The sequence below is a fragment of the Acinetobacter sp. HR7 genome (assembly GCF_000773685.1).
Lineage (GTDB): Bacteria > Pseudomonadota > Gammaproteobacteria > Pseudomonadales > Moraxellaceae > Acinetobacter > Acinetobacter thermotolerans.
In genome coordinates, this window is record NZ_JPQO01000013.1 from 1 (window position 1) to 22,982 (window position 22,982).

Sequence of the window (22,982 nt, forward strand, 5' to 3'; positions counted from 1 at the left end):
ATGACGTGTCAAACGAACAAATAGAGCAGATAGAATTTGCACTCAACCATCGTCCTAGAAAAACGCTAGGTTGGTATACACCGAGTGAAGTTATGGCTGGTTTTTATACTGTTGCACTTGCCGCTTGAATCCGCCGTACTTCCTGAATATCGTTCAGAGCATATAGGCCATGAGATGCTTGCAGCTATTAAGTATTACGCAAAACAGGTGGGTTGGAAATGCATCGAATTATGTACGCCTCCAGTTCCTGAATTTGATCAAACCGTTTCCTTTTATCAGGCAAATGGCTTCGACCGAACAGGAGGCTATAAAATGCGTTGTTTAATTCAATCACTATGATTTTTTAAGACTTGCAGAACTGACATCTCTTTAAATATTCCTACAGGTTTTTCGGTGTAGAAAGCCATTCATGATTAGGGATAGGCTTCATAAAATATGGCAGTGGATTAACTTCATCATCTTTAAATTTAACCTGTCAACAAAGCAGCATCACTTACGTCCAAACCACTAATTCATTATAAAAATGAAAATCTTTGAGGTAAGATAAAATCTATTATGATGAGACGTATCTAAACTTGATGGATACCACAAATAAGGATCAAAGCATGCAACAAGAAGTCATCATTGTTGGTGGTGGGATGGTAGGCTTAAGCCTCTCCCTGATGTTGGCAAAAACCGGGATTGCAGTAAAACTGTTAGAAGCCATCCAGTACCCGAATTATGATGACGCAAATCTTGCTCTATATCATTCTAGCTTTGACGCGCGTAACAGTGCCTTGTCGCGCCGTAGTGTACAAATTTATCAGGAATTGGGTTTGTGGGATGCATTGCAAGAACATGCAACACCGATTCTAGAAGTGAATATTACAGAGCAGGGCAGTTTTGGTAAGGCACGTCTCATTGCAGAACAGGAAAAAGTTGAAAGCTTTGGTCAGGTGATTGAAAATGCCTGGCTTGGTCGTGTGCTACTGACCCAAGTGAAAAAAGAACAACTCATTGAACTGATCGATGGGGTACAGGTCACTTCACTGACTCAGGATGCTGAGTTGGCTTATATCGAAGCGCAACGTGGTGATGAGACTTTGAAGCTGCAATCCAAACTGGTAATCGCAGCCGATGGGCGTGATTCCTTCTGTCGTAAAGCCCTCGGTATTGGCGCATCAGTACATGACTATGACCAAGTCGCGATTGTGACTACCGTACAAACTTCCAAACCACATAAGCATGTCGGTTTTGAGCGCTTTAGCCCGCTGGGTCCATTGGCTTTGTTGCCACTGCCGGGTGAATACCGCCGTTCTGTGGTCTGGCCGGTACCGAAAGGAACCGAGCATGAATGGTTAGGTGAGGAAAATGATCAACATTTTCTGAATGCCTTGCAGCAAACTTATGGTGACCGTGCTGGAAAATTTCAGAAAACAGGTCGTCGTTTCAGTTTCCCGTTGTCACAAGTATTGGCAGAGAAACAGGCCGTGGGGCGTGTGGTGCTGATGGGCAATGCCGCCCATACCATTCACCCTGTCGCAGGTCAGGGTTTTAACCTGTGCATGCGCGATGCCTATGTGCTGAACCGTTACTTGAAAGAACAACTAGAACAAGGTAATGATCTCGGTGATGTTCAAATGCTGCAGGATTATGAGAAATCCCGCCTGAAAGACCAGCAACGCGTGATCAAGTTCTGTGATTCCGTGGTACGTGGTTTTAGTAACCAGAATCCATTCCTGAAACTGATCCGTAATACTGGCCTGGTTGCTTTTGAAAATATTCCGGGAATTAAACCATTAGTTGCTAACTATGCAATGGGGCTTAAAGCATGACAGAACAAAATCAGGTACTCGATGCTGTCATCGTTGGTGGTGGTCTGGTTGGTGGTTTAACTGCACTGCTATTGGCACAAGGTGGTGTACAGGCAACCGTACTGGATGCTGTGCCGATTCTGGATGCTGAAAAGACTTTAAGTGTTGCTAACCCTCGTGTACTAGCATTGAGCCAAGCAACCATTCATTTGCTGAAAACCGTAGGTGTCTGGAACAAACTGGCGCGTCAGCAACTCTATACCGGCATGCAGGTCTGGAATAAAAATGGCTATGGTGAAATCAACTTCGGTCAGCCATCTGAGAAAACACCAAAAGTCGAGCAGGCGCTCGGTTCTATGGTTGAGCCAAGTATCTTAAATCTAGCAATTCAGCAGAAAATGCTGGAAGAAGTGAAAGATTATCGCACTCAGGTCAAAGTCAGCCGAATCGAACGCGGTGTTGGTGTTTGGACTGTACATCTGGCAGATGGTACCCAGCTAAAAACCAGATTGCTGATCGGTGCTGATGGTGCCAATTCTTTTGTCCGTGAGCAGGCCTTTATTGATATTGATGTACTGGACTATAAACAGGCAGGTCTGAGCTGCGCGATCAAGACAGCGCAACCCCACCAGCATGTAGCACGACAGATCTTTCTGGAGACAGGACCTTTGGCTTACCTGCCAATGGCTAGCCTGAAACCCGAAGAGCAGGGCTATTGGCAATCCATTGTTTGGACGTTGCCAGATGATTATGCTGAAGAATATGCGGCTTTAAATGATCAGGAATTTACCCACTTACTTACCCGAGAAAGTCATCATATGTTGGGAGAGGTACTGGAAGTGACACCACGTGCGACCTTTCCATTAAAAGCCCGTGCTGCCCAGCATTATGTACAGGATGGATTGGCGCTGATTGGTGATGCTGCGCATGTGATTCATCCACTGGCAGGTCAAGGGGTGAATATTGGTTGTCTGGATGCAGCAGTACTGTGTGAGGTATTGCTACATGACAAGGCACGAGGCGTTTGGGCACATGAACAGACTTTGCAGCGTTATGAACACCTGCGTAAAGGCCAGAATGAAGCCATGATGCACAGCATGTCGGCGATTGGCTGGCTGGAAACCACTCAACTGTTTCCAGTGGTTTGGGCACGTAATTTTGGCCTAAAACAGGTTGAACAGTTACCGATGCTGAAAGATGCCTTTATGAATCAGGCCAATGGTTTAAATTTACTCAAAAACACCCGCTACGCCGTCTAGCATGGGAATGTCATTTTTTTATACAAACATCTGCATGTAGAAACGAATTTGTTTAAAAAAGATACGATTTTTTGATATTTGGTACTAGGCGAAACAGAAAGAGATTGCTAAATTTCAGGTAATTTACAAGTTAGCTGAAACAGCCATATAGCCGTCATTTGCGGGGAGATGAAGATGACTGATATTAACGAATATGATGATGTAGAAGATCCAGCGATCGATGATGATGAAGCGAAAGCAGCCGAAAAAGGTGCTGCGGATAGCGACGAAGTTGTCAGCGATACAGATGTAATTGAAGCCGAAACTTTAACGGTGACTGCAAAGCAGAAAAAACGTCAGGCACTTGAAGATGAAGTGGCTGCCTTCCTAGCTCGCGGTGGTCGAATTACTGAAGTTCCAGCAGACGATTCAGTACGTGAATAAGTAAATTATTTCCTGAATATAAAAAACACCACAGATTACTGTGGTGTTTTTTTTATGGCTGAAGGTGAAATGACAATTTAGTCATTTGCCCCGGTCAATTCTAATGCACGCTGGTAAGCGACTTTCTTTTTGATACCCGTCAAGTCAGCTGCCAGTTGTGAAGCCGCTTTGACAGATAGGTCTTGCAACAGGCGTAGCAACAATTTGTCCAGTTTTTCCTGATCCAGATCTTTTTCTACAGTGGCACCACCAATCACCAGCACGATTTCACCTTTCTGCTGGTTGGGATCATTGGCAACAAAATCAATCAGCTCACCGAGTGTCATCTTGCGGATGGTTTCAAACGTCTTGGTAATTTCCCGGGCAAAACCTACTGGACGGTCTTTACCAAACACCTCAGCCATATCTTTGACACATTCCAGAATACGGTGTGGCGCTTCATAGAAAATCATGGTCTGGGTTTCATCTTTCAGTTTTTCTAGATTTTGAATACGCTGGCTTTGCTTGGAAGGAAGAAACCCTTCAAAACTGAAACGGTCGCTTGGTAGACCAACCGCGCTCAAAGCGGCAATCGCAGCACAGGCACCCGGTACTGGAATCACTCGAATATTATGTTCCTGTGCAGCACGCACAAATTTAAAGCCTGGATCGCTGATCAGTGGCGTACCGGCATCACTGATCAGTGCCATGTTTTCGCCATTCAATAAACGCTGGATCAGCTGGTCGATCTTGTTGCTTTCATTATGGTCGTGGCAGGCCGTGAGTGGGGTGGAGATATTAAAATGCTTGAGCAATTGTGCTGAAGTTCGTGTATCCTCAGCAGCAATCAGGCTCACTGACTTCAGTACCTCAACAGCACGAAAACTAATATCATCTAAGTGCCCGATTGGAGTCGCAACAACAAATAACTGAGCACTCATAGGTTTCTCCATGTGGAATATACAAAATAATAAAAATGGGAAGATGCTAAAAAATATCTTGGGCTTATTGGGCTGGATCAGCAGCGTTCAAGCGGAAGTGGTGGTTATTCTACCCGAACCAGGGCCTTTGGTGCGAGCTGGATTGAAGATCAGACAGAGAATCATCAGTACTGATATGGAATTTGGGCAGCCCGTATTGATTAAATGGGTAAATACGATTTCGACAAAGATCTCAAATTTTCTGAAGTCGTATGTCACTCATAAATCTGCATTCATTGGTCATTCATTGGTGCTGCATTAGTAAATCTGGATATTGCAGCTTTGTTAAAGGCTAACCGGTATGGGGAATAATCCAAAGCTAGGAAAATGGGCCGAGCAGCAGGCATTGCTGTTACTACAACAGCATGGCTTTGAACTGATCCAGGCCAATTATCATAGCCGTTATGGCGAAATTGACCTGATTGTTAAGCGAGACATGGAGCTGGTTTTTGTCGAAGTCAAAGCACGTGCCAGTACCGATTATGCCCAAGCAGTCGAAACCATTTCCTTAAGTAAACAGCGCAAACTGTTAAAAACTGCGCTGCATTTTCTGCAAAATTATGAAGATTTCCAGCTGTGTTTCTGTCGTTTTGACGTGATTTGTTTTGATTTTCAGCAACATTTTGCAAAAACCATACAATACGATTTTGGCGATTACCCTTATGATTTGCAATGGATTGAAAATGCTTTTACTTTTGATCCAGAGTTTATTAATCTTTGAGCAAGACAGGGTATTTGATACAGTGTTTTGTCAATAAATTACTGTAATGTTCAACGATATTTTAAGTTGATCGAATCAGACAACAGAATTAAATAGAGTGAACAAAAGACGCATTAAAATAAGGAGTCTTGCTGAGTGGTTAAGCGTATTGCAATAACAATGTTATGTATCGCAAGTTTATCGGGCTGTGCCAGCTTTATTTCCAATGGTACAGGCACGGCTCCTGTAGGAAAAGAGCAGGGTGAACGCACGCTTGGACAGGTTTTTATTGATTCCTCCATTGTCCGGACTGCAAAAATTAATCTGTATAAATTAGATAACCGTTTTAACCAGTCACGGGTCAATATTGAAAGTTTCCATGGTCATGTGTTGTTGACCGGTCAGGTACCGGATGCGCATCTGAAGCAGTTGGCAGAAGACAATGTCAAATCCATGAGTGATGTGAAAGCCGTGCATAACTACATCACTGTAGGTAACCAGATTAGCTATGGCACCATCATGCAGGATACTGCTGCAACTGCGAATACCCGCCGTCTGATCATGCGTGCGCCGGTAGTGTCTGACAGCAAAGTGCATGTGCATACCGAAGATGGCGTGTTGTATGTGATGGGCCGTCTGAACAGTGCTGAAATTGTGGATCTAAATCAGGTACTGACTCAAGTGACCAATGTCACCAAGATCGTAACCTTGATTGATAATCTGGATGAGCTAAATTTAAGCCGTCAAAGCTATGCAACTCCTGGAACCACGAGTGCTTTGGTGCAAACCCCAATCGCTATTGATCCAGATGCAGAAGAACCAAGTTATGCCCAATAAGGTGTATTCACTAAAAGCCAAGCTGTCGAGTCATCTGAATGTTGCACGACAAGTCTATCGTGATTTCCGTCTGTATGACCTTGGCAGCTATGCGCTGAATCGATTGACTCCCAAAGCAGGTTATAACGTTGAAAAGCATCTGGCTTATGGGCTAAAAGCCCGTCAGCGTTTTGACTTATATCGTACAGCGCAGCCTTTAACTCATCGACCGCTGATTGTGTTCGTGCATGGCGGTGCCTGGATGCATGGGGACAAGAAGGATTACCAGTTTATTGGTGAGGCTTTTGCCCGTGAAGGTTATGATGTGGTGATTCCCAATTACCACCTCGCACCGGAATATATTTTTCCGCATTATGTGGATGACCTGCATTTGTTACTAGATTATTTGCAAGCATCCTCACACCGATTACAGATCTCTGTAGAGAATATTGTGTTGATGGGCCATTCCGCGGGTGCTTTTAATGTGATGTCGGCAGTGTATTATCCGAAACAGCATAAGTCGGAACGTCTGGCAAATATCCGCGCCATTATTGGTCTGGCAGGTCCGTATCATTTTGACTATAAAGATGATCCGCTCTGTGCTGATGCTTTTGACCAGTCTGTGCCATATCAGCAGGTGATGCCGCTGTATTTTGTTCAGCCGCAACCGGTAAAACATTATCTGTTTATTGCTGAAAAAGATACGATTGTCGGCCATTTCAACAGTCATGATCTGGATCGTGTGTTGAAACAACATGGCAACCACAGTCATGTAATTAGTATTCCTAAGCTGGGACACATTACCATTGTTGGTTCACTCTCAAGCCTGTTTAGCCGTTTCTTTCCAACCAAGTCCAAAGTGCTGTGGGCACTGGAAGATGCCTTTAAGTAAAGATGGATACATAAAAAGCCCGGATAAAACTGGGCTTTTTTATTGGAAATGGCTTAGAGCCATTCCTGGGTATCATCAGCTACCGGCGTGCCTTGAGTCACGTGCATGATCATGGCATGTGCAATACTGCCCTTAAATGGAATTTCCGGCAGGGCATCGAACTTGAAGAACTGTGCATCGCTGATTTCTTCTTCCTGGAGTTTGATTTCACCAGCAGCATATTCTACCTTAAAGGCAATCATTAGGTTGCTTGGGAAAGGCCAAGGCTGACTGGCCAGATACTGGATATTCCTGACCTGAATGCCAACTTCTTCCTGAGTTTCACGGCGTACTGCTTCTTCCAGGGTTTCACCCACTTCGACAAAACCGGCAATCAGGCCATACATCTGGCTGTTTTTGTTGCGGGCATTTTTAGCCAGCAGGATTTCATCCTCACCCCGGGTGATTACGGTAATGACACACGGTTGTACACGTGGATACTGGTGATAACGGCACGCTGGACAGACCATGGCATATTCGGTCGGATGTGCTTCAGTGGGCGTGCCACAGTGGCTGCAGAAACGGTGATTGCGGCGCCATTCCAGTAACTGTACAGCACGGCTGGCCTGTTCAAACTGGGAGGTATCCCAGTGTTGCAGCAGCTGGCGGATCGGAACGAGCTGGAGACCTTCGGGAATCGGTTCATCCGGGAGCAGGTCACGGGCAATTACCTGATCGCCTGTGCCGAGCTGAATGTCACTTGCGAGCGCTTCCACTTGTGGAAGCTGGAGGTTTTCATCGACTAAAAGTTGCTGTTGTTGAAAGATATACGCAAGTGACAGTTTTGACATTAGGCTACAGTTTTCAGTTTTTGACTACTGTCCAATGCTACCTCAAACATCGAGTGTAATACAGGCTGTTTGTTCTTTAAATTGTCGATGAGCATGTCAGCGCTGGCCAATGGATCGAGCACACGATTGACATCTTCAGCGGTTAAAGCCGTTGAAGATGAAACGCGATCCTGGACAAATTCAGCAGCTGTATTGAGTGCAGCCTGACCGTTTTCAGCATTCAGGAACAGCAGGGCACCGCCGATTTCACGTAATTGTGCTGGCAGTGTTTCCAAAGTCTGCAGGTTATGATCTTGCAGATAATTGGTTAGGGTCTGATTGGCCAGATCAATGACTGCTCTGGTTTCATTCATCAGTACAGCATGAGCTTCATCCAGGCGGTCCAGTGAAATGTTCATGTTATGCACACGCAGCTGCAAGCGGCTTGAAGTATGATGACGTTCCAGTACACCTATCGAGTTCATCGCAGACAGAATGACATTCATCAGCTGTTGTGCAAAACTTTCATCTTTTAGGATTTCAGCTTGGCTTAATGATTCTGCCTGGCGGGTCAGGTCATTCGCCGCTTCAGTTAGGTTCAGTACCTTGAAGATATTGGCCATGCTACGCAGCTGCGCTTGCAATTCCTGAGTCTTTTCAGGTGTCATGTTCTGGTAGTTGTATTCAATATCATTACGGATCTGTGCCATTTCCGTAGTCACCAGTTCACTGATGGTGTGCATGGTTGCAAAGTCAGGACCATACAGATGACGACTGAACACTTCCAGCTGAGTATCGGTCAGCGAATCTTCACCAATGTTCAGCTTGCTGCGGATATGATGCGCAACATCATCTTCCTGGCTGATGCACAAGCTCAGGATATTAGCTAAATCAGCAATGTTAGCTTTAAAGCGGTCTGGTGCATCGAAGTACTGCGCCATGTTGCGTTCAACGCCAATCAGGGTGCGCAGACGCGGGTCATTAATGATGATCGCATCAATGTGATTAAACGCGACATAGACCAGATTCCAGTACTGCTTGCTTGGATGTTTCTCTGCCAGGCTGCCCAGATAAGCACCGACCAGTTTAATCGCTTGCAGATCCAGATCCGTTTCTTCCTGTTTTAGGAAACGGTTTAACGACAGTTTGTACAGACGGTGCACATAAGCTGATTTTTCTAAAGATGGTGCTTGTGGCAGATCAAAGTCAGGCGTGATGCAATCCAGCAGTGGCTCAATATGTTGGCCTTCAGTGGTTAGCGGTTTGCCTAAAGACAGTTCCAGACGATTCAAGGTATCCAGCAGGAATTGTGGGATACGGACTTCACGCAGACAAATAAATTCGATATAACGCTTCAGCATGGTGGTGCCTTCACTCAGGGCAATCACATCTGCTTTATTGATTTCAGCCGGATTGGCCATGATTTTACGCATGAGATCTGCGGAATATTGCGCGACTTTGGACAGGCTAGGCATATCAATCAGTGCCAGTACCTGTGCGCACTGTTCAAACTGGTTTAGTGCGTCATCGATCCCAAAAGGCAAGGTTTGATCTTCTACCAGTGTACTGACTGCTGATTCAACCAATTTGATCGAATTATCAACCTCATTTTTTATTATCAGTAAAGCCGTCGGGTCAAAATGTATAGAGGTTTGGTAAGACATTGATCTGCACCTTTCCTAAAGTTTTATCTAATTTTAAGCCCCACTCCCCAATGGTGGGACCTCTTTCTCATTACTATAACTGAACTGTTATTCTTTTATATATAAAATGTTGCAGGAATGATGGAATTTATTTCGCAAAAAGGCAGGGTGCACCATGTTTTTCCTCATATTGTTTGACCCAGTTCTCATGTGCTTCTAGTTCCTCGGCAGACGGTAAAATCACCGGCAATTCGATCTCAATCCTGACAGCGCCTGAGCTGGTGCTTTGTTCTTCGGTATGTGACAGGGCCTCCATATCAAAAGACACCTGTCCACCGGTCATGGCAAGGTAAACATCAGACAGGATTTCCGCATCGAGCAAGGCACCGTGGAAAGTACGGTCACGCTGTGGAATTTCGTAGCGGCGAACCAAGGCATCCAAGGAATTTTTCTGGCCCGGGTGACGGGATTTGGCCATCGCCAGAGTATCAGTGACTTCGCAGACTTCGGATAAAGCAGGGAAGCCAGCACGGGTGAATTCCATATCCAGGAAGTTCATATCGAAGGTCGCGTTATGCGCGATGATTTCTGCACCTTTCAGATAGTCGAACAAGACTTGAGAAATGTCCTCAAATAGCGGCTTGTCCTGCAGGAATTCATCGGTAATGCCGTGGACAGTGACGGATTCACCCACTGGTTTTTGCGGATTGATATAGATATGAATCGAGCTGCCGGTCAGCTTACGGTTGATCATTTCGATCGCACCGACTTCGATAATCCGGTCACCATCCTGATAATAGAAACCGGTGGTTTCGGTATCCAGAATCAGTTGACGCGGGCCATGAGCTTCCAGTGTTGCGGGGGTAATCACAATCTGTGGATGCAGCTGATTTTCTATCGAATTTTCTTCAGTTTCAGTGTCATTTTCTAGATTAGTTTCAATTTCTATTTCAGTTTCTTCTTCCATGATTTCTATGATCTCCTCTTCCGCCATATCTTCAGCGAGTTCCAGGCCAAACGGGTCGTCCAGCAGCCAGTCCTGTTCAGGCTTTTTTATATCTTGTGCTTCATTGCTAGAGGGTTTCTCGAACTGAATTTGTGGCACATGACGGGCAATTCCATTATTTTTTAGGGCCAGATCGGCCCCGAGATTGGCTAAATGATCTGCCATTTCATTGCCCGCATGACCGGCATGGCCTTTAATCCAGTTCCATTCAATCTCACGACCTTGGCATACCGCATCCAGCTGTTTCCAAAGGTCCGGATTTTTCACATCTTTCCAGTTCTTGCGTTTCCAGCCTTCAATCCATTCGGTAATACCTTTTTTGACATAGTTGGAATCGGTCCAGATCACCAGTTTGGTATCTTTCGGGCAAATGGAAATGCCTTCAATCGCCGCAGTCAACTCCATGCGGTTATTGGTGGTCTGCAGTTCGCCGCCATAAATCTTGTGTTCTTCGGTGCCGGTCTGAATAAAGGCTCCCCATCCGCCTACAGCGACATCCTTACCATTGCCGCGGCAAGCGCCATCCACGTAGAGTGTGATTGTTTGAGACATAAATCAAATCCGATCAAAAAAGAACTAGCTGAACGAGCTATTGTATAACGCAAATACGTTTGAATAATCCATATCAGCGCGATTTTTTAATTTCTTGTAACATTTAACGGCAAATCGCGGTAAATTATCCGCTTGTGTCGTCGACATGCTTCACTAAAATGGCATATCTAAAAAATAAATTTTATACAAGTTGTTTGGATTTCTTTATGTATAAACCAACTGCATCATTGTGGCAGCCCTCGTTACCTTCATTCTTAAAAGTATCCATACTTGGTACAGCACTAGCTTCCTTAGGTTTAACGGGTTGTTCGACGACACAAAGTGCAGCAGGTTCCAAACACAAACAGAGCAGTTCTGATTTCTTAGGTGCTGATAGTCTGGATGGTCTGGAAGACCTGTTGTCTGCAACGGATATGCGTGCGGTAGAAGGTGACCGCTTACTGATCCTGAAACATGGTGATGTGTGGAAACGCATGACGGTGGGTTTCAAAATGAACCTGGATGTCTGGAATCCGCGTATTGATGCCCAGCGGGGCTGGTTTATTTCACGTCAGCCTTACCTCGATCGTTTGAGTGCGCGTGCTTCACGTTATTTGTACCATACCGTGAAAGAAGCCGAACGCCGGGGTATGCCAACCGAATTGGCCTTATTGCCCGTAATTGAAAGTTCTTATGACCCGGCAGCCACCAGTAGTGCTGCAGCTGCAGGTTTATGGCAGTTTATTCCAAGTACTGGCCGTATTTATGGTCTGAAACAAACCTCGATGTACGATGGCCGTCGTGACGTGGTGGAATCGACTCGTGCTGCGTATGAATTTTTAGGTGCGCTTTATAATCAGTTCGGTTCATGGGAACTGGCTCTGGCATCTTATAATGCCGGTCCGGGTCGGATCCAGCAGGCGATTAACCGCAACAAGGCTGCGGGCTTGCCAACCGATTACTGGTCATTGAAACTGCCACAGGAAACTATGAACTATGTGCCGCGTTTTATTGCGGTGGCGCAGATCATCAAGAATCCATCCAAATATGGTGTTAGCCTGCCACCAATTGCCAACCGTCCGCACTTCCGTGAAGTCAGTGTCGGTGCAGCGAGTCTGAATGAAATCGCTGCGATTACGGGCTTAAGCCGTGCTGAGCTGTATCAGTTGAACCCGGGGCATCGTGGTGACTGGATTGATCCGGAAAGTCCACGCCGTATCCTGATTCCGGCAGACCTGAGCCCATCCGTGGATGAAAAGCTGAAAAAATTGCAGTCAGGAAAAGGTTTATGGGCAGGCCCTGCGAGCACTTTACCGAAAAACAATCAGACCATTACCCCGGTGAAGACCACACCACCTGTGTTAAATACGGCAACGATTACGCCGTCGAAGCAGACACCGCCAGCACTTACGGCTTCAACCACAATGAAGACTACTGTTAAACCTACAAGTACGGCTACTACTCCAGCAGCAACAACAGCAGTGAAGGCAGCAACTACTGCAACAACTGCTGCAGTAACAACTGCAAGCAAGACTGCGACCACGACAGCTACAGTTGCAGCATCTACAGCAACACCAAACCTGACTGCACTAAACACCAAGAAAGTGGCGACACCGCAAGGTTCTGCTGCACTGGCTGAGTTTGCTGCCAAGAGTGATGTGCCAATTCCAAGTGCACCACGTATTCCAGTGGCGGTGACGCCAGTTGAACCGGTAAAACCAATTCAGGTCGAACCACCAATTTCCGAAGTTGAACGTCAGCAAATTCTGGCTGCGGTTGCTGCTGAAGAACTGCCAAAGTCGGTAGATGAAATCCTGAAGCCAGTGGCAACGCCAGCGGAACAAGCAGAAGTGGTTGAAGAGCTGAAAGCGCTGGCGCCTGCAGGAACGGAAATTGTCGATCCTTATGATGGCAAGATCAAGTTGACTGCGATTCAGACCAGCCTGTCTGTTGCCGAACAGCAGGGTAAAGAGCTGACTAAAGGTTTCTCTTATCCGAAAGGTGTGGCGGAAAATACCAAGGCGGATTCTGTTGAAGCCAAGCTGAACCAGGGTAAAAACTACGTCAAGACCGAGTCTGAAGTGGTCGTTGTTCCACCGAAAGGCAATCGCAGTACCTATACCGTATTGCCGGGCGATACTTTAGCGTTAATCGCGGCAAAGAACGGCGTGAACTGGCGTGATGTAGCGAAATGGAACCAGATCGATCCGAACGCAACCTTGTATGTCGGCACCACCATTTACCTGTACGATGCCAAACCGGTACAGGAAACTAAAAAGCCAGCAGCGAAACCTGAAACCTATGTGGTTCAGGCCAATGATTCTCTTACAGGTGTTGCGAGTCAGTTCGGTCTTACGGTTAAACAACTGGCCGACTATAATGGCCTCAGCACGACAAGTGGTCTTTATGTCGGTCAGAAGCTGTCACTGAAAGAAACTGCAGCATCCAAAGCTAAAGTGGAAGAAGCGAAAAAAGCAGAATTAACCAAAGTGCAGACCAAGACTTATACGGTGCAACGTGGTGAATATCTGAAACTGATCGCGGATCGTTATGCACTATCCAATGCTGAACTGGCTGCATTGACGCCGGGTCTGACTGCGACCAGTAGTTTAATGGTCGGCCAGAAAATCAATGTGCCGGTACATGAGGTAGAAACTGCGTCCAGCAACAGCAAGAAAGTTGAGCAGAAGATCGAGAATGTCAAAGTCGATCATATCTCGACTGAAAATCATCAGGTCAAACGTGGTGAAACCCTGTATAGCATTGCCAGCCAGGCGAAACTGAGTGTCAGCGAACTGGCAGCCTTGAATGGTTTGTCTAGCAACAGTGGCCTGCGTGTGGGTCAGACTATCAAGATTCCGGCTGGTAGCAAGGTGCCAGATAGCTATACCGTACAGTCAGGGGATACCTTATCCGGTGTTGCCGCCAAATATAATCTGACTATGGAGCATCTTGCCAGTCTGAATGGCTTGTCACGTACCGCAGGTTTGCGTGTCGGACAACGTCTTAAATTAACTGGTGAAGTTGAACAGACACATACAAGTGCATCTACTACCGAACATGCTGTAAAAGGTGTAAAACCAACTGTACATGTGGTCAAAGCAGGTGAAACTTTAAGTTCGATTGCGCGTCAGCATTATCTGCAACTGCAGTATCTGGCGGATTTGAATGATTTAACCACCACCAGCAAGGTGCGTGTCGGCCAGCAGCTAAAAATTGGTTTACCGCCAGAAATTGAGGCACGTGCCAACAGTATTCGTCCTGTAACTGCAGCACCGGTAGCGACCAAGGTATCTGCTACTTCTACAAAAGGAACTGAAAGTTATACGGTTAAATCTGGAGAATCCCTGACTGCGATTGCCAGCCGTTATGGTCTGAGTACAGTTGAATTAGCTGACATGAATAATCTATCTGCCAAAGCAGGGCTGCGTGTCGGTCAAACCCTGCATGTGCCGAAACGTGTGACCGAGTACAAGATCAAGCGCGGTGATACCTTGATCGGTCTGGCATCGCGTTATGGGGTTGACAGTGGTACATTGGCAGAAATGAATGACATGAAGCCAAATACCCAGTTGCGTATTGGTGATGTGATCAAGGTACCGAACCTCTAAAAAATAATAACGATACAGGGAGTATCTGAATGCCGTTTGCAGTGGCAAAACGCCTGCTTTATCTTGTGGGATGGTCAGTCGTGACTCAGGGGACATGGGCTGCACTGCAGACGACGCCCTATATTGCCATTCATAGCCAGCCCAAATATGTTGGGCTGAGTTATTTGCCCTATGCCAATCCTTCTGCGCCAAAAGGTGGTTATCTAAGTCAAAGTTCCAAAGGGACTTTTGATAATCTGAACGCTATGAATGGCAAGGGCACCTCTGCAGATGGGGTGCAATATCTGTTTGATAACCTGATGTCGAGTTCACTGGATGAGCCGGGGGTGATGTATCCCTTGCTGGCAGAGAAAGTTACTTATGATCCCAAGCAGACGGCATTTGTCATTTATCACTTAAATCCGAAAGCTCGTTTTAGTGATGGTTCTCCCGTCACTGCGGAAGATGTGAAATTCAGCTTCGATACTTATACGACTCAGGGCAATCCGGGGCTGCAGATGTATCTGTCGGATCTGGCCAAAACCGAAGTACTGTCCAAGTATCAGGTCAAGATGAGCTTTAAGTCAGATAACAATTCGGAAATGCCTCTGATTCTGGCGCAAATGCCGATCTATTCAAAAAAGTATTGGCAGGGCAAGGATTTTACCCGGGTGACCATGCAGCCGATTCTGGGTTCAGGACCCTATCTGATTGAAAGTATTGATGCCGGGCGTAGTATTAGCTATAAACGCAATCCGAATTATTGGGCCAAAGACCTGCCGGTGAATCGCGGCAAATATAATTTTGACCGGCTCAAGTTTGTCTATTACCGCAATATGGATGTGGCCTTTGAGGGTTTTAAATCCGGCCAGTACACCCTGCATCAGGAATATACTGCGCGTAAATGGGTCACTGAATACAATTTCCCGGCCATCAAAAATAACATGGTGGTGAAATACAAGTTCAAGCACGAAAACCCGATTCCGACCCAGAGTTTTGTGTTTAATACCCGTCGTGCGCCGATGCAGGATATTCGTTTCCGTCAGGCGCTGACGTATGCTTATGACTTTGAATGGCAGAACAAGGCGCTGTTTTATGGTCAATATCGCCGTCTGCAAAGTTTTTTCTCCAATAGTGAACTGGAAGCCAAAGGCAAACCCACAGCCGAAGAACTGGCGATTTTAAAACCGCATTTAGCTAAGCTAGATCCGATTCAACGTGCAGGGGTACTGAAAGAATGGAAATATTCCGTTTCGGATGCATCCGGATTTAACCGCAACAATTTGCTGATTGCCCGAGAATTACTGTTAAAAGCTGGTTATCGTTATCAGAATATGCAATTGCTGGATCCGAAAGGAAAGCCGATTCAGTTGGAATTTCTGATTCATCAGGATGGCTTGCAGCGTACCTTGATGCCGTTTATACGCAATCTGAAACGCTTGGGGATTAGCGTGAATATCCGCCATGTGGATGTGCCACAATATATCGAACGGATGCGTAACAAGGATTTTGACCTGACCACCAATGTCTTGCCGCAATCCTTAAATCCGGGCAATGAACAATCCCAGTTCTGGGGCAGTGCATCTGCTGATCAGCCAGGGAACTACAATTATGCCGGCATTAAAAATGCGGCGATTGATGATGTCATCAACAAGATTATTTATGCGCCAGATCGCAAGGAATTAGTAACGCGAACCCGGGTGCTGGATCGCCTGTTACGGGCTGGTTATTATCAGATTCCGACCTATGGCAAGGGCGATAACTGGTATGCGTACTGGAATATGTATGAGCAGCCAAAGGTCAAGCCAAAGCTGGCGGTCGGGGAAGACTTCTGGTGGAGCAACCCGAAAAAAGCCGCACAGGTGGCACAATATTTACGCCGTCAAAAATAACAAGGAACAAGACAGCTGATGGGAACTTATATACTCAAACGACTTTTGCTGATTATTCCGACCTTATTTTTGATTCTGCTGATTAATTTCGTGGTGATCCAGATTGCACCCGGTGGCCCAGTCGAGCAGGCGATTCAGCAGGCTGAAGAATTCCAGGGAATGAGCGGTACCATGGGTGCTGAAACTGCCAAGGCAACCAGCAATTATCAGGGGGCCAAAGGTCTCAGTGATGAGATGGTGGAAAAGATCAAGGCACAATATGGATTTGATCAGCCAGCGCATGTCCGTTTCTGGGAAATGCTGAAAAGCTATATACAGCTGGATTTTGGTACCAGTTTCTTCAAGGATAAGCCTGTGACCACATTACTGGTGGAAAAATTTCCAGTATCACTGTCCCTTGGCTTATGGAGCACCTTACTGATCTATCTGGTTTCGATTCCGCTGGGGATTCGCAAAGCGCGTCAGCATGGCAGTCTGTTTGATAAATCCACTTCGATGCTGCTTGCCGTCGGTTATGCCATTCCAGCCTTTGTGTTTGCTATTTTGTTGATTGTGTTTTTTGCCGGTGGTTCCTATTTCCAATGGTTCCCCTTACAAGGACTGGTATCGGAAAACTTTGCTGAATTGTCTGTATTCGGAAAAATCAAAGACTATTTCTGGCATATGACCTTGCCACTCTTGGCGATGGTGATTGGTGGTTTTGCCGGATTGAGCTATCTGACTAAATATTCTTTTATGGAAGAGTTGGGTAAGCAATATGTGTTGGCAGCACGTGCCAAAGGCTTAAATGAATCTCGCGTCTTATATGGGCATGTATTCCGTAATGCCATGCTGATCGTGATTGCGGGTTTGCCAGAAGCACTGGTGGGAATTTTCTTTGTCGGCAACCTGTTTATTGAGATCATTTTTAATCTGGATGGGTTGGGGTTGCTTGGCTTTGAAGCAATCACCCAGCGTGATTATCCGGTGATTTTTGGCACCCTGTTTATCTTTACCTTGCTAGGCCTGATTCTGCGTCTGATCAGTGATGTGCTGTATCAGGTGATTGATCCACGAATTAACTTTGAATCGCGAGGTGCCAAATAATGTCACCAATTATGCGAGCGCGCCTGCAACGGTTTAAGGAAAATAAACTCGGCTTTGGCTGCTTTATAGTCTTTATCATTATTTTTGTTTTATCGCTGGGTTCAGGACTGATTGCGAATGATAAACCGCTGCTGGTGAAATACGACAATTCTCTCTATATCCCAGCCTTTAAGACTTATCCGGAAACGACATTTGGTGGAGTATTTGAAACTGAAGCGGATTATAAAGATCCGGTGGTACAGCAACTGATCAATGCCAAGGGCTGGGCACTGTGGCCGCTAATTGAATATTCCTACCAGACACCAAATTTAGAGCTAACCGTTCCGGTACCTTCAGCACCGACTGCACAAAACTGGCTAGGTACCGATGACCAAGGCCGTGATGTACTGGCCCGGATTCTTTATGGCTTAAGGGTGTCACTGCTGTTTGGTTTTGCACTGACGCTGGCTTCGGCTGTGATCGGCATTATTGTCGGTGCGATTCAGGGCTATTACGGTGGTTGGATTGATCTGGCCGGACAACGCATTCTGGAAGTCTGGGGTGGTTTACCAATGCTGTTTATGGTGATGATTCTGGTTAGCATGTTTACCCCGAATGTGTACTGGCTATTCCTCATTATGCTACTGTTTGGCTGGACCACATTGGTGGGGCTGGTTCGGGCTGAATTTTTACGAGCACGGAATTTTGACTATGTCCGTGCAGCACGCAGTCTCGGTGTTTCAGATCGTGCCATCATCTTTCGGCATATTCTGCCGAATGCGATGAGTTCCAGCCTGTCGCAATTACCTTTTATGCTGACCGCCAATATTACAGCTTTAACCGCATTGGACTTTCTCGGTTATGGTTTGCCACCCGATGCTGCTTCACTCGGTGAACTGTTATTGCAAGGCAAAAACAATTTGAATGCGCCGTGGCTAGCTTTATCCGGCTTCTTTACCCTGGCCATTGTTCTTTCATTACTGATCTATATTGGGGAGGCGACGCGTGATGCATTCGATCCAAGACGTCAATAACGCAGCGCCGCTGTTGCAGGTCGAGAACCTACAGATCCGCAGCCCAGATCAGGTACTGGTACAACAGCTGGATTTTCAGCTACATGCCGGCGAGACTGTAGCAATCGTGGGGGAAAGCGGTTCCGGTAAATCCATCAGTAGCCTCGCGATTCTTGGTCTTTTACCGAAAAATCTGAAAGTCCAAGGTCAGGTGATGCTGGATGGTCAGAATTTACTGTCCATGAACCAGCCGCAACTGCGCCAGATTCGTGGCCAGAAAATTGCCATGATTTTTCAGGAGCCAATGACCGCGCTGAATCCTTTGCATCGGGTGGAAAAAATTATTGGTGAAACCTTGCTGCTACAGGGTTGGTCCAAAACCAAAGTGCGTGAACGGGTTCTGGAACTACTCAATGACGTGGGGATTCCAGAACCGGAAGACAAGTTAAAACGTTATCCTTATGAATTGTCTGGTGGGCAACGTCAGCGGGTGATGATTGCCATGGCATTGGCACAGGATCCGGATATCCTGATTGCCGATGAACCGACTACGGCACTGGATGTCACCCTGCAAGCACAGATTTTAAAACTACTTAAATCTCTACAAAAAACTAGACAGATGGCAATGATCCTGATCAGTCATGACCTGAATTTGGTCAAACGCTATGCTGATCAGGTGATAGTGATGAATAAAGGCATTGTGGAAGAGCAGGGCAAAGTCGAGCAGATTTTTAATACACCGCAGTCAGCCTATACCCAAGACCTACTGAATCATGATTTTGGTCAGGCATTGCCTTTGGGGCAAACAGAAACCTTGCTGGAACTGAAACAAGTGGAAGTAAAATTCTCAATCAAGCAGGGTTTACTCAATCGCGTGAAAAGCTATGTCACGGCAGTAGAACCTCTTGATCTAACGTTGATGCAAGGCCAGTCGATTGGTATCGTCGGGGAAAGTGGTTCGGGTAAAAGTTCACTGGCGCTCGCTATTTCCCGACTGATTGACAGCAGTGGGCAGATTTTGCTGCAAAGACGAGACTTGAACAAACTGTCTGAAAAAGCTTTACGACCATTACGCAGTGATTTCCAGATCGTATTTCAGGATCCTTTTAGTAGCTTGAATCCGCGGATGACTATTGAGCAGATCATTGGTGAAGGCTTAGGTCTCAAAGCCATGTCCAAAGAGCAGATCCGCAGTCGGGTGGAGCAGGCTTTAGAGCGCGTGGAATTGCCAGCTGCGTTTAATAAAGACCGTTATCCGCATGAACTTTCCGGTGGACAGCGACAACGGGTGTCATTGGCACGTGCTTTGGTTCTGCGACCAAAATTACTGATTCTGGATGAACCAACCTCGGCACTGGACCGGACCACACAGCGAGCTATTGTTAAATTGCTGCGCCGGATTCAGCAGGAAGAAGGTATTAGCTATCTGTTTATTAGTCATGATTTGAAAGTCGTACGTGCGCTATGCCAACAGGTGCTGGTCCTGCATCATGCCCAGGTAATGGAATTTCAGGAAACCGAACAGTTATTCCTGCATCCGCAAACCGAATATACCCGTCAGCTGATTGCAGCCAGCCAGTATTAGGCTACAAATCTCTGCAATCAAAATTGACATGTATCATTGTCAATTTCTGACTGTCAGGTTATAACAAGCATGGAATAAAACAATAAAGATTTAGGATGAAACATGACTCAACTGACAGATTCAATACAGATTCGCAAAACCATATTTAAAAACCGCATTATCAAAGGTGCCATGAGTGAAGCACTGGCGAATGATGCCGGTCAGCCGAATGATGCGCATTTAAAGCTGTATGAGGCTTGGGCCAAAGGTGGTTTGGGCTGTGCGATTACTGGCAATGTCATGGTGGACTTTCGTGCCAAGAATGAACCGGGTGTCGTTGTAGTAGAAACTGAACGTGATCTGGATAAGCTGAAAGCATGGGCTGGGGTGGGCAAGCGTCATGACATGGTGCAGCTGATACAGTTATCACATCCAGGGCGTCAATGTCCGAAAGGATTGAATAAGGAAACCGTGGCGCCGTCGGCAGTGCCGTTTAGTCCGGCGCTGGCAGTGAGCTTTGGTACGCCAAGGGAACTGCGTGAAGATGAGATTCTGGACATTATTCAGCGCTTTGCCAACTCTGCAGCCATTTGTGAAAAGGCGGGTTTTGAAGGTGTGCAGCTGCATGGAGCCCATGGTTATCTGATCAGCCAGTTTCTATCACCACTGACCAATAAGCGTAGGGATCAATGGGGTGGCAGTATTGAAAACCGTACCCGTTTCTTGCTGGAAATTTATAAGGCAGTACGAGCTGCAACTTCAGAAAATTTCATTATTTCAGTGAAGCTAAATTCAGCAGACTTCCAGCGTGGTGGTATTACTGAAGAGGATGTGATTTATGTATTTAAAGCGATTGATGCTGCCGGGATTGACCTGATTGAAGTGTCAGGTGGCACCTATGAAGCACCCGCCATGGCAGGAGCCAAGGCTGAAAGACGTAAAGCATCAACGATCGCCCGTGAAGCCTATTTCCTGGATTTTTCCGAGAAGATCCGTAAACAAGTCAATTGTCATATGATGGTCACTGGTGGCTTTAGAACCGCAGCCGGTATGAATGCTGCACTGGATAGTGGTGCCTGTGATTTTGTGGGGATCGCCCGTCCATTTGCCGTGGAAACCGATTTGGGGCAGAAATTGGTGGCGGGGCAGGATGTACGCTATGCGGTGGAAAAAATCAAAACCGGTATTCCAATGATCGATAAAATGGCGATTATGGAAATCATCTGGTATGCGGCGCAGTTTAAGCGTATTGCCCAAGGCAAGCAGCCGGATCCAAAATTATCGCCGCTCAAAGTCTTTCTGAATTATCTGCGTGGGAATGTTACTGCAGTGATTAAAGGGCAGATCAATTCGCGTAAATCAGCGTAGTTTTGATAAATAAAAAGGCACTTTGAGTGCCTTTTTAAATGCTCCAATATTTAGCTGAACTGTAACGCCTGCGTCTGGAAGGGAAACAGAATTTTAGATACCTGTTGCGTTGCCCATAATCCTGGCTGAATGTAATGACAATGTGGTGCGATATAAGGTATCAGCAGTTCCAGCTTTTCTTCATGGTTTTCACATTGTCTTAAATGCAAGCGTAGTTCTTCCAGCTTGCGTTGCTGTTGCCGGTCAACTACAGGTGATGGCATATGCAGCTGATGTGAAGACAACCGGCGTGCTAATTCAGGACCCTGAATCCAGTCACGGATCATCTGTTTCTCGGTAGCATTAAAGACGCCAAACATTTTGCCATCGGGATCATCAATCAGTTTCCAGAAGTGACTTTGTTCGGCTGGCTGTCCGCGTTGAATCCAGCTTTTTTTCATGAGTACGTGCAGAAATTCGTGAATCTGCTCCGGCTGAGACAGCCATTCATTAATGGTCTTACCACTAAACTGGCATTTCTGGTTATGGATATACTGACCAATCAGGGCTTTTTGTCGGAACAGTTTAAGTACCTGTTGATCCAGATCCAGTTCCCGCACAATCTGAGTCGAACTTTTGCCGATATCATTGAGTAGATAACCCTGTTTGACCATTTCAAGATAACGCTGTGGATCTTCCGCAGAACGGTACAGATCGACAAAAGCTTGCAAGGATTTTTGTGCATGACCATTGTGTGCATTATCAATCGTGATATGCACATTAAAATAATGCGGATTGATACCGAGTTCGGCCAGTTCGTAATTGGTAATGAGCAAATGTAGCGGCAGCTGTTCATAACCCAGATTAAAGCCAATCACCAAAGGTAAATATTCCGGTGGAGCATAGGCCAGTACCAGTTGCACAGCAGCCTGTTCATAGTAGCGATCATCCAGCTGTTCAGCATACGTGCTCAGCTCATAAGTATTCAGCAAGTCCTGATACATAGTGACATGATTGGCCTGCGGATGACCTAAACCAAGTTCTTCCAGGTAGATATGAATCAGGTCTTTGACTGCCGCCTGATCGGCATGATCCAGAGTGGAGTAGAGCCAGGAACCATCGACCATTTTAGTTGGAGCAACGCGATAGAGAAATTCGAATGCATGTGAGACAGTGGGGAAAAATTCACGCTGACCGCCTTGTTGACGACGAGCCAGATAGTCCTGAAATATGCTGCAAGTCTTATGATGATCTTCCATGAAATGAGAACCGGCATGTTCGGGATGATCCAGCCAGCTTAAGGAGCTGAGATCCAGATGTTTGATTAAATGACTGAGATATTGTTCTGCCGAATGTGTTTTTGTTGTTTTGGAAATCTGCTCATCCTGGAAAAAATTTACCCAATCTTTAAAGTTTGTTGGTTGGTGAGCAATATTTTGAATCGGGGATACAGCTAAACAAAACTCCGTACTGGTGAACATAATTATTATCCTTGCATTTTTGCTCCTCACTTACCTTAGCCTTATGTGAAAGATCAGGTGTTTAGTTTTTGTTCACTTTTATGACAGGAAATACACAGCCTTTGCAAAGCTGCGTAAAGAATTACGGCAGTTTTATTTTGAAATTAAAATAAAAGTTAAATAAAAAGAAGGCAATAAAAAAGCCCAGGTCGCTATGCCT

At 46.0% G+C, this 22,982-nt stretch carries 19 protein-coding genes and 1 pseudogene; 15 read left to right on the forward strand and 5 right to left on the reverse strand.

Annotated features, from left to right (window positions below; genetic code table 11):
* The 5 genes and pseudogenes from GW12_RS15540 to GW12_RS00930 all read left to right on the forward strand — a co-directional run.
* Positions 1-128 (forward strand): annotated as a pseudogene (locus GW12_RS15540) (IS30 family transposase); the annotation flags it as partial.
* 46 nt (positions 129-174) lie between these two features.
* Complete coding sequence (locus tag GW12_RS16145; protein WP_309294754.1) at positions 175-339, forward strand: hypothetical protein; 165 nt, start codon at positions 175-177, stop codon at positions 337-339.
* A gap of 266 nt (positions 340-605) precedes the next feature.
* Positions 606-1,814 carry a 2-octaprenyl-6-methoxyphenyl hydroxylase gene (ubiH, locus tag GW12_RS00920; protein ID WP_034582226.1) on the forward strand — a complete coding sequence of 403 codons (1,209 nt, stop codon included), beginning with the start codon at positions 606-608 and terminating at the stop codon, positions 1,812-1,814.
* A complete protein-coding gene (locus GW12_RS00925; RefSeq protein ID WP_034582229.1) occupies positions 1,811-3,052 on the forward strand; it encodes an FAD-dependent monooxygenase in 1,242 nt (413 codons plus the stop codon). The genes ubiH and GW12_RS00925 overlap by 4 nt, the downstream gene beginning before the upstream one ends.
* Before the next feature lie 174 nt (positions 3,053-3,226).
* On the forward strand, positions 3,227-3,475 hold the full coding sequence (locus tag GW12_RS00930) for a hypothetical protein (protein WP_034582231.1): 249 nt from the start codon (positions 3,227-3,229) through the stop codon (positions 3,473-3,475).
* A 77-nt stretch (positions 3,476-3,552) separates the two neighbouring features.
* Here the strand turns inward: GW12_RS00930 and rsmI are convergent, their stop codons facing one another.
* Positions 3,553-4,395 (reverse strand): 16S rRNA (cytidine(1402)-2'-O)-methyltransferase, encoded by an 843-nt coding sequence (gene rsmI, locus GW12_RS00935; protein WP_034582234.1) that lies wholly within the window; start codon positions 4,393-4,395, stop codon positions 3,553-3,555.
* Between the two features lie 10 nt (positions 4,396-4,405).
* Between rsmI and GW12_RS00940 the strand changes: the two genes are divergently transcribed.
* The 4 genes from GW12_RS00940 to GW12_RS00955 all read left to right on the forward strand — a co-directional run bounded on the left by GW12_RS00940 (position 4,406) and on the right by GW12_RS00955 (position 6,842).
* A complete protein-coding gene (locus GW12_RS00940; RefSeq protein ID WP_034582237.1) occupies positions 4,406-4,696 on the forward strand; it encodes a hypothetical protein in 291 nt (96 codons plus the stop codon).
* 39 nt (positions 4,697-4,735) lie between these two features.
* A complete protein-coding gene (locus GW12_RS00945; protein ID WP_034582238.1) occupies positions 4,736-5,155 on the forward strand; it encodes a YraN family protein in 420 nt (139 codons plus the stop codon).
* A 135-nt stretch (positions 5,156-5,290) separates the two neighbouring features.
* A complete protein-coding gene (locus GW12_RS00950) occupies positions 5,291-5,971 on the forward strand; it encodes a BON domain-containing protein (RefSeq protein ID WP_034582241.1) in 681 nt (226 codons plus the stop codon).
* Positions 5,961-6,842, forward strand: coding sequence for an alpha/beta hydrolase (locus GW12_RS00955; protein WP_034582243.1), 882 nt, complete (start codon positions 5,961-5,963; stop codon positions 6,840-6,842). Before GW12_RS00950 ends, GW12_RS00955 begins: the two co-directional genes overlap by 11 nt.
* A 53-nt stretch (positions 6,843-6,895) precedes the next feature.
* Here the strand turns inward: GW12_RS00955 and nudC are convergent, their stop codons facing one another.
* The 3 genes from nudC to dnaQ form a co-directional block, all read right to left on the reverse strand.
* Complete coding sequence (nudC, locus tag GW12_RS00960; protein ID WP_034582246.1) at positions 6,896-7,672, reverse strand: NAD(+) diphosphatase; 777 nt, start codon at positions 7,670-7,672, stop codon at positions 6,896-6,898.
* On the reverse strand, positions 7,672-9,315 hold the full coding sequence (locus GW12_RS00965) for a hypothetical protein (protein ID WP_034582247.1): 1,644 nt from the start codon (positions 9,313-9,315) through the stop codon (positions 7,672-7,674). The genes nudC and GW12_RS00965 overlap by 1 nt, the downstream gene beginning before the upstream one ends.
* Before the next feature lie 127 nt (positions 9,316-9,442).
* Complete coding sequence (gene dnaQ / locus GW12_RS00970; protein WP_034582250.1) at positions 9,443-10,852, reverse strand: DNA polymerase III subunit epsilon; 1,410 nt, start codon at positions 10,850-10,852, stop codon at positions 9,443-9,445.
* Positions 10,853-11,058: 206 nt separating this feature from the next.
* Here dnaQ and GW12_RS00975 point away from each other — a divergent pair, with 206 nt between their 5' ends.
* The 6 genes from GW12_RS00975 (at position 11,059) to GW12_RS01000 (ending at position 21,323) form a co-directional block, all read left to right on the forward strand.
* A complete protein-coding gene (locus GW12_RS00975; protein ID WP_034582252.1) occupies positions 11,059-14,442 on the forward strand; it encodes a LysM peptidoglycan-binding domain-containing protein in 3,384 nt (1,127 codons plus the stop codon).
* A gap of 29 nt (positions 14,443-14,471) precedes the next feature.
* Complete coding sequence (locus GW12_RS00980) at positions 14,472-16,313, forward strand: extracellular solute-binding protein (RefSeq protein WP_034582254.1); 1,842 nt, start codon at positions 14,472-14,474, stop codon at positions 16,311-16,313.
* Between the two features lie 18 nt (positions 16,314-16,331).
* A complete protein-coding gene (locus GW12_RS00985) occupies positions 16,332-17,399 on the forward strand; it encodes a microcin C ABC transporter permease YejB (protein ID WP_034582256.1) in 1,068 nt (355 codons plus the stop codon).
* Positions 17,399-18,412: an ABC transporter permease gene (locus GW12_RS00990; RefSeq protein WP_034582258.1), complete on the forward strand. Its 1,014-nt coding sequence runs from the start codon at positions 17,399-17,401 to the stop codon at positions 18,410-18,412. The genes GW12_RS00985 and GW12_RS00990 overlap by 1 nt, the downstream gene beginning before the upstream one ends.
* Complete coding sequence (locus GW12_RS00995) at positions 18,387-19,976, forward strand: ABC transporter ATP-binding protein (protein ID WP_034582260.1); 1,590 nt, start codon at positions 18,387-18,389, stop codon at positions 19,974-19,976. The genes GW12_RS00990 and GW12_RS00995 overlap by 26 nt, the downstream gene beginning before the upstream one ends.
* A gap of 102 nt (positions 19,977-20,078) precedes the next feature.
* A complete protein-coding gene (locus tag GW12_RS01000) occupies positions 20,079-21,323 on the forward strand; it encodes an NADH:flavin oxidoreductase/NADH oxidase family protein (RefSeq protein ID WP_034582262.1) in 1,245 nt (414 codons plus the stop codon).
* A 50-nt stretch (positions 21,324-21,373) separates the two neighbouring features.
* Here GW12_RS01000 and GW12_RS01005 read toward each other — a convergent pair whose 3' ends face one another.
* Complete coding sequence (locus GW12_RS01005) at positions 21,374-22,783, reverse strand: iron-containing redox enzyme family protein (protein ID WP_034582264.1); 1,410 nt, start codon at positions 22,781-22,783, stop codon at positions 21,374-21,376.
* Between the last annotated feature and the right edge of the window lie 199 nt (positions 22,784-22,982).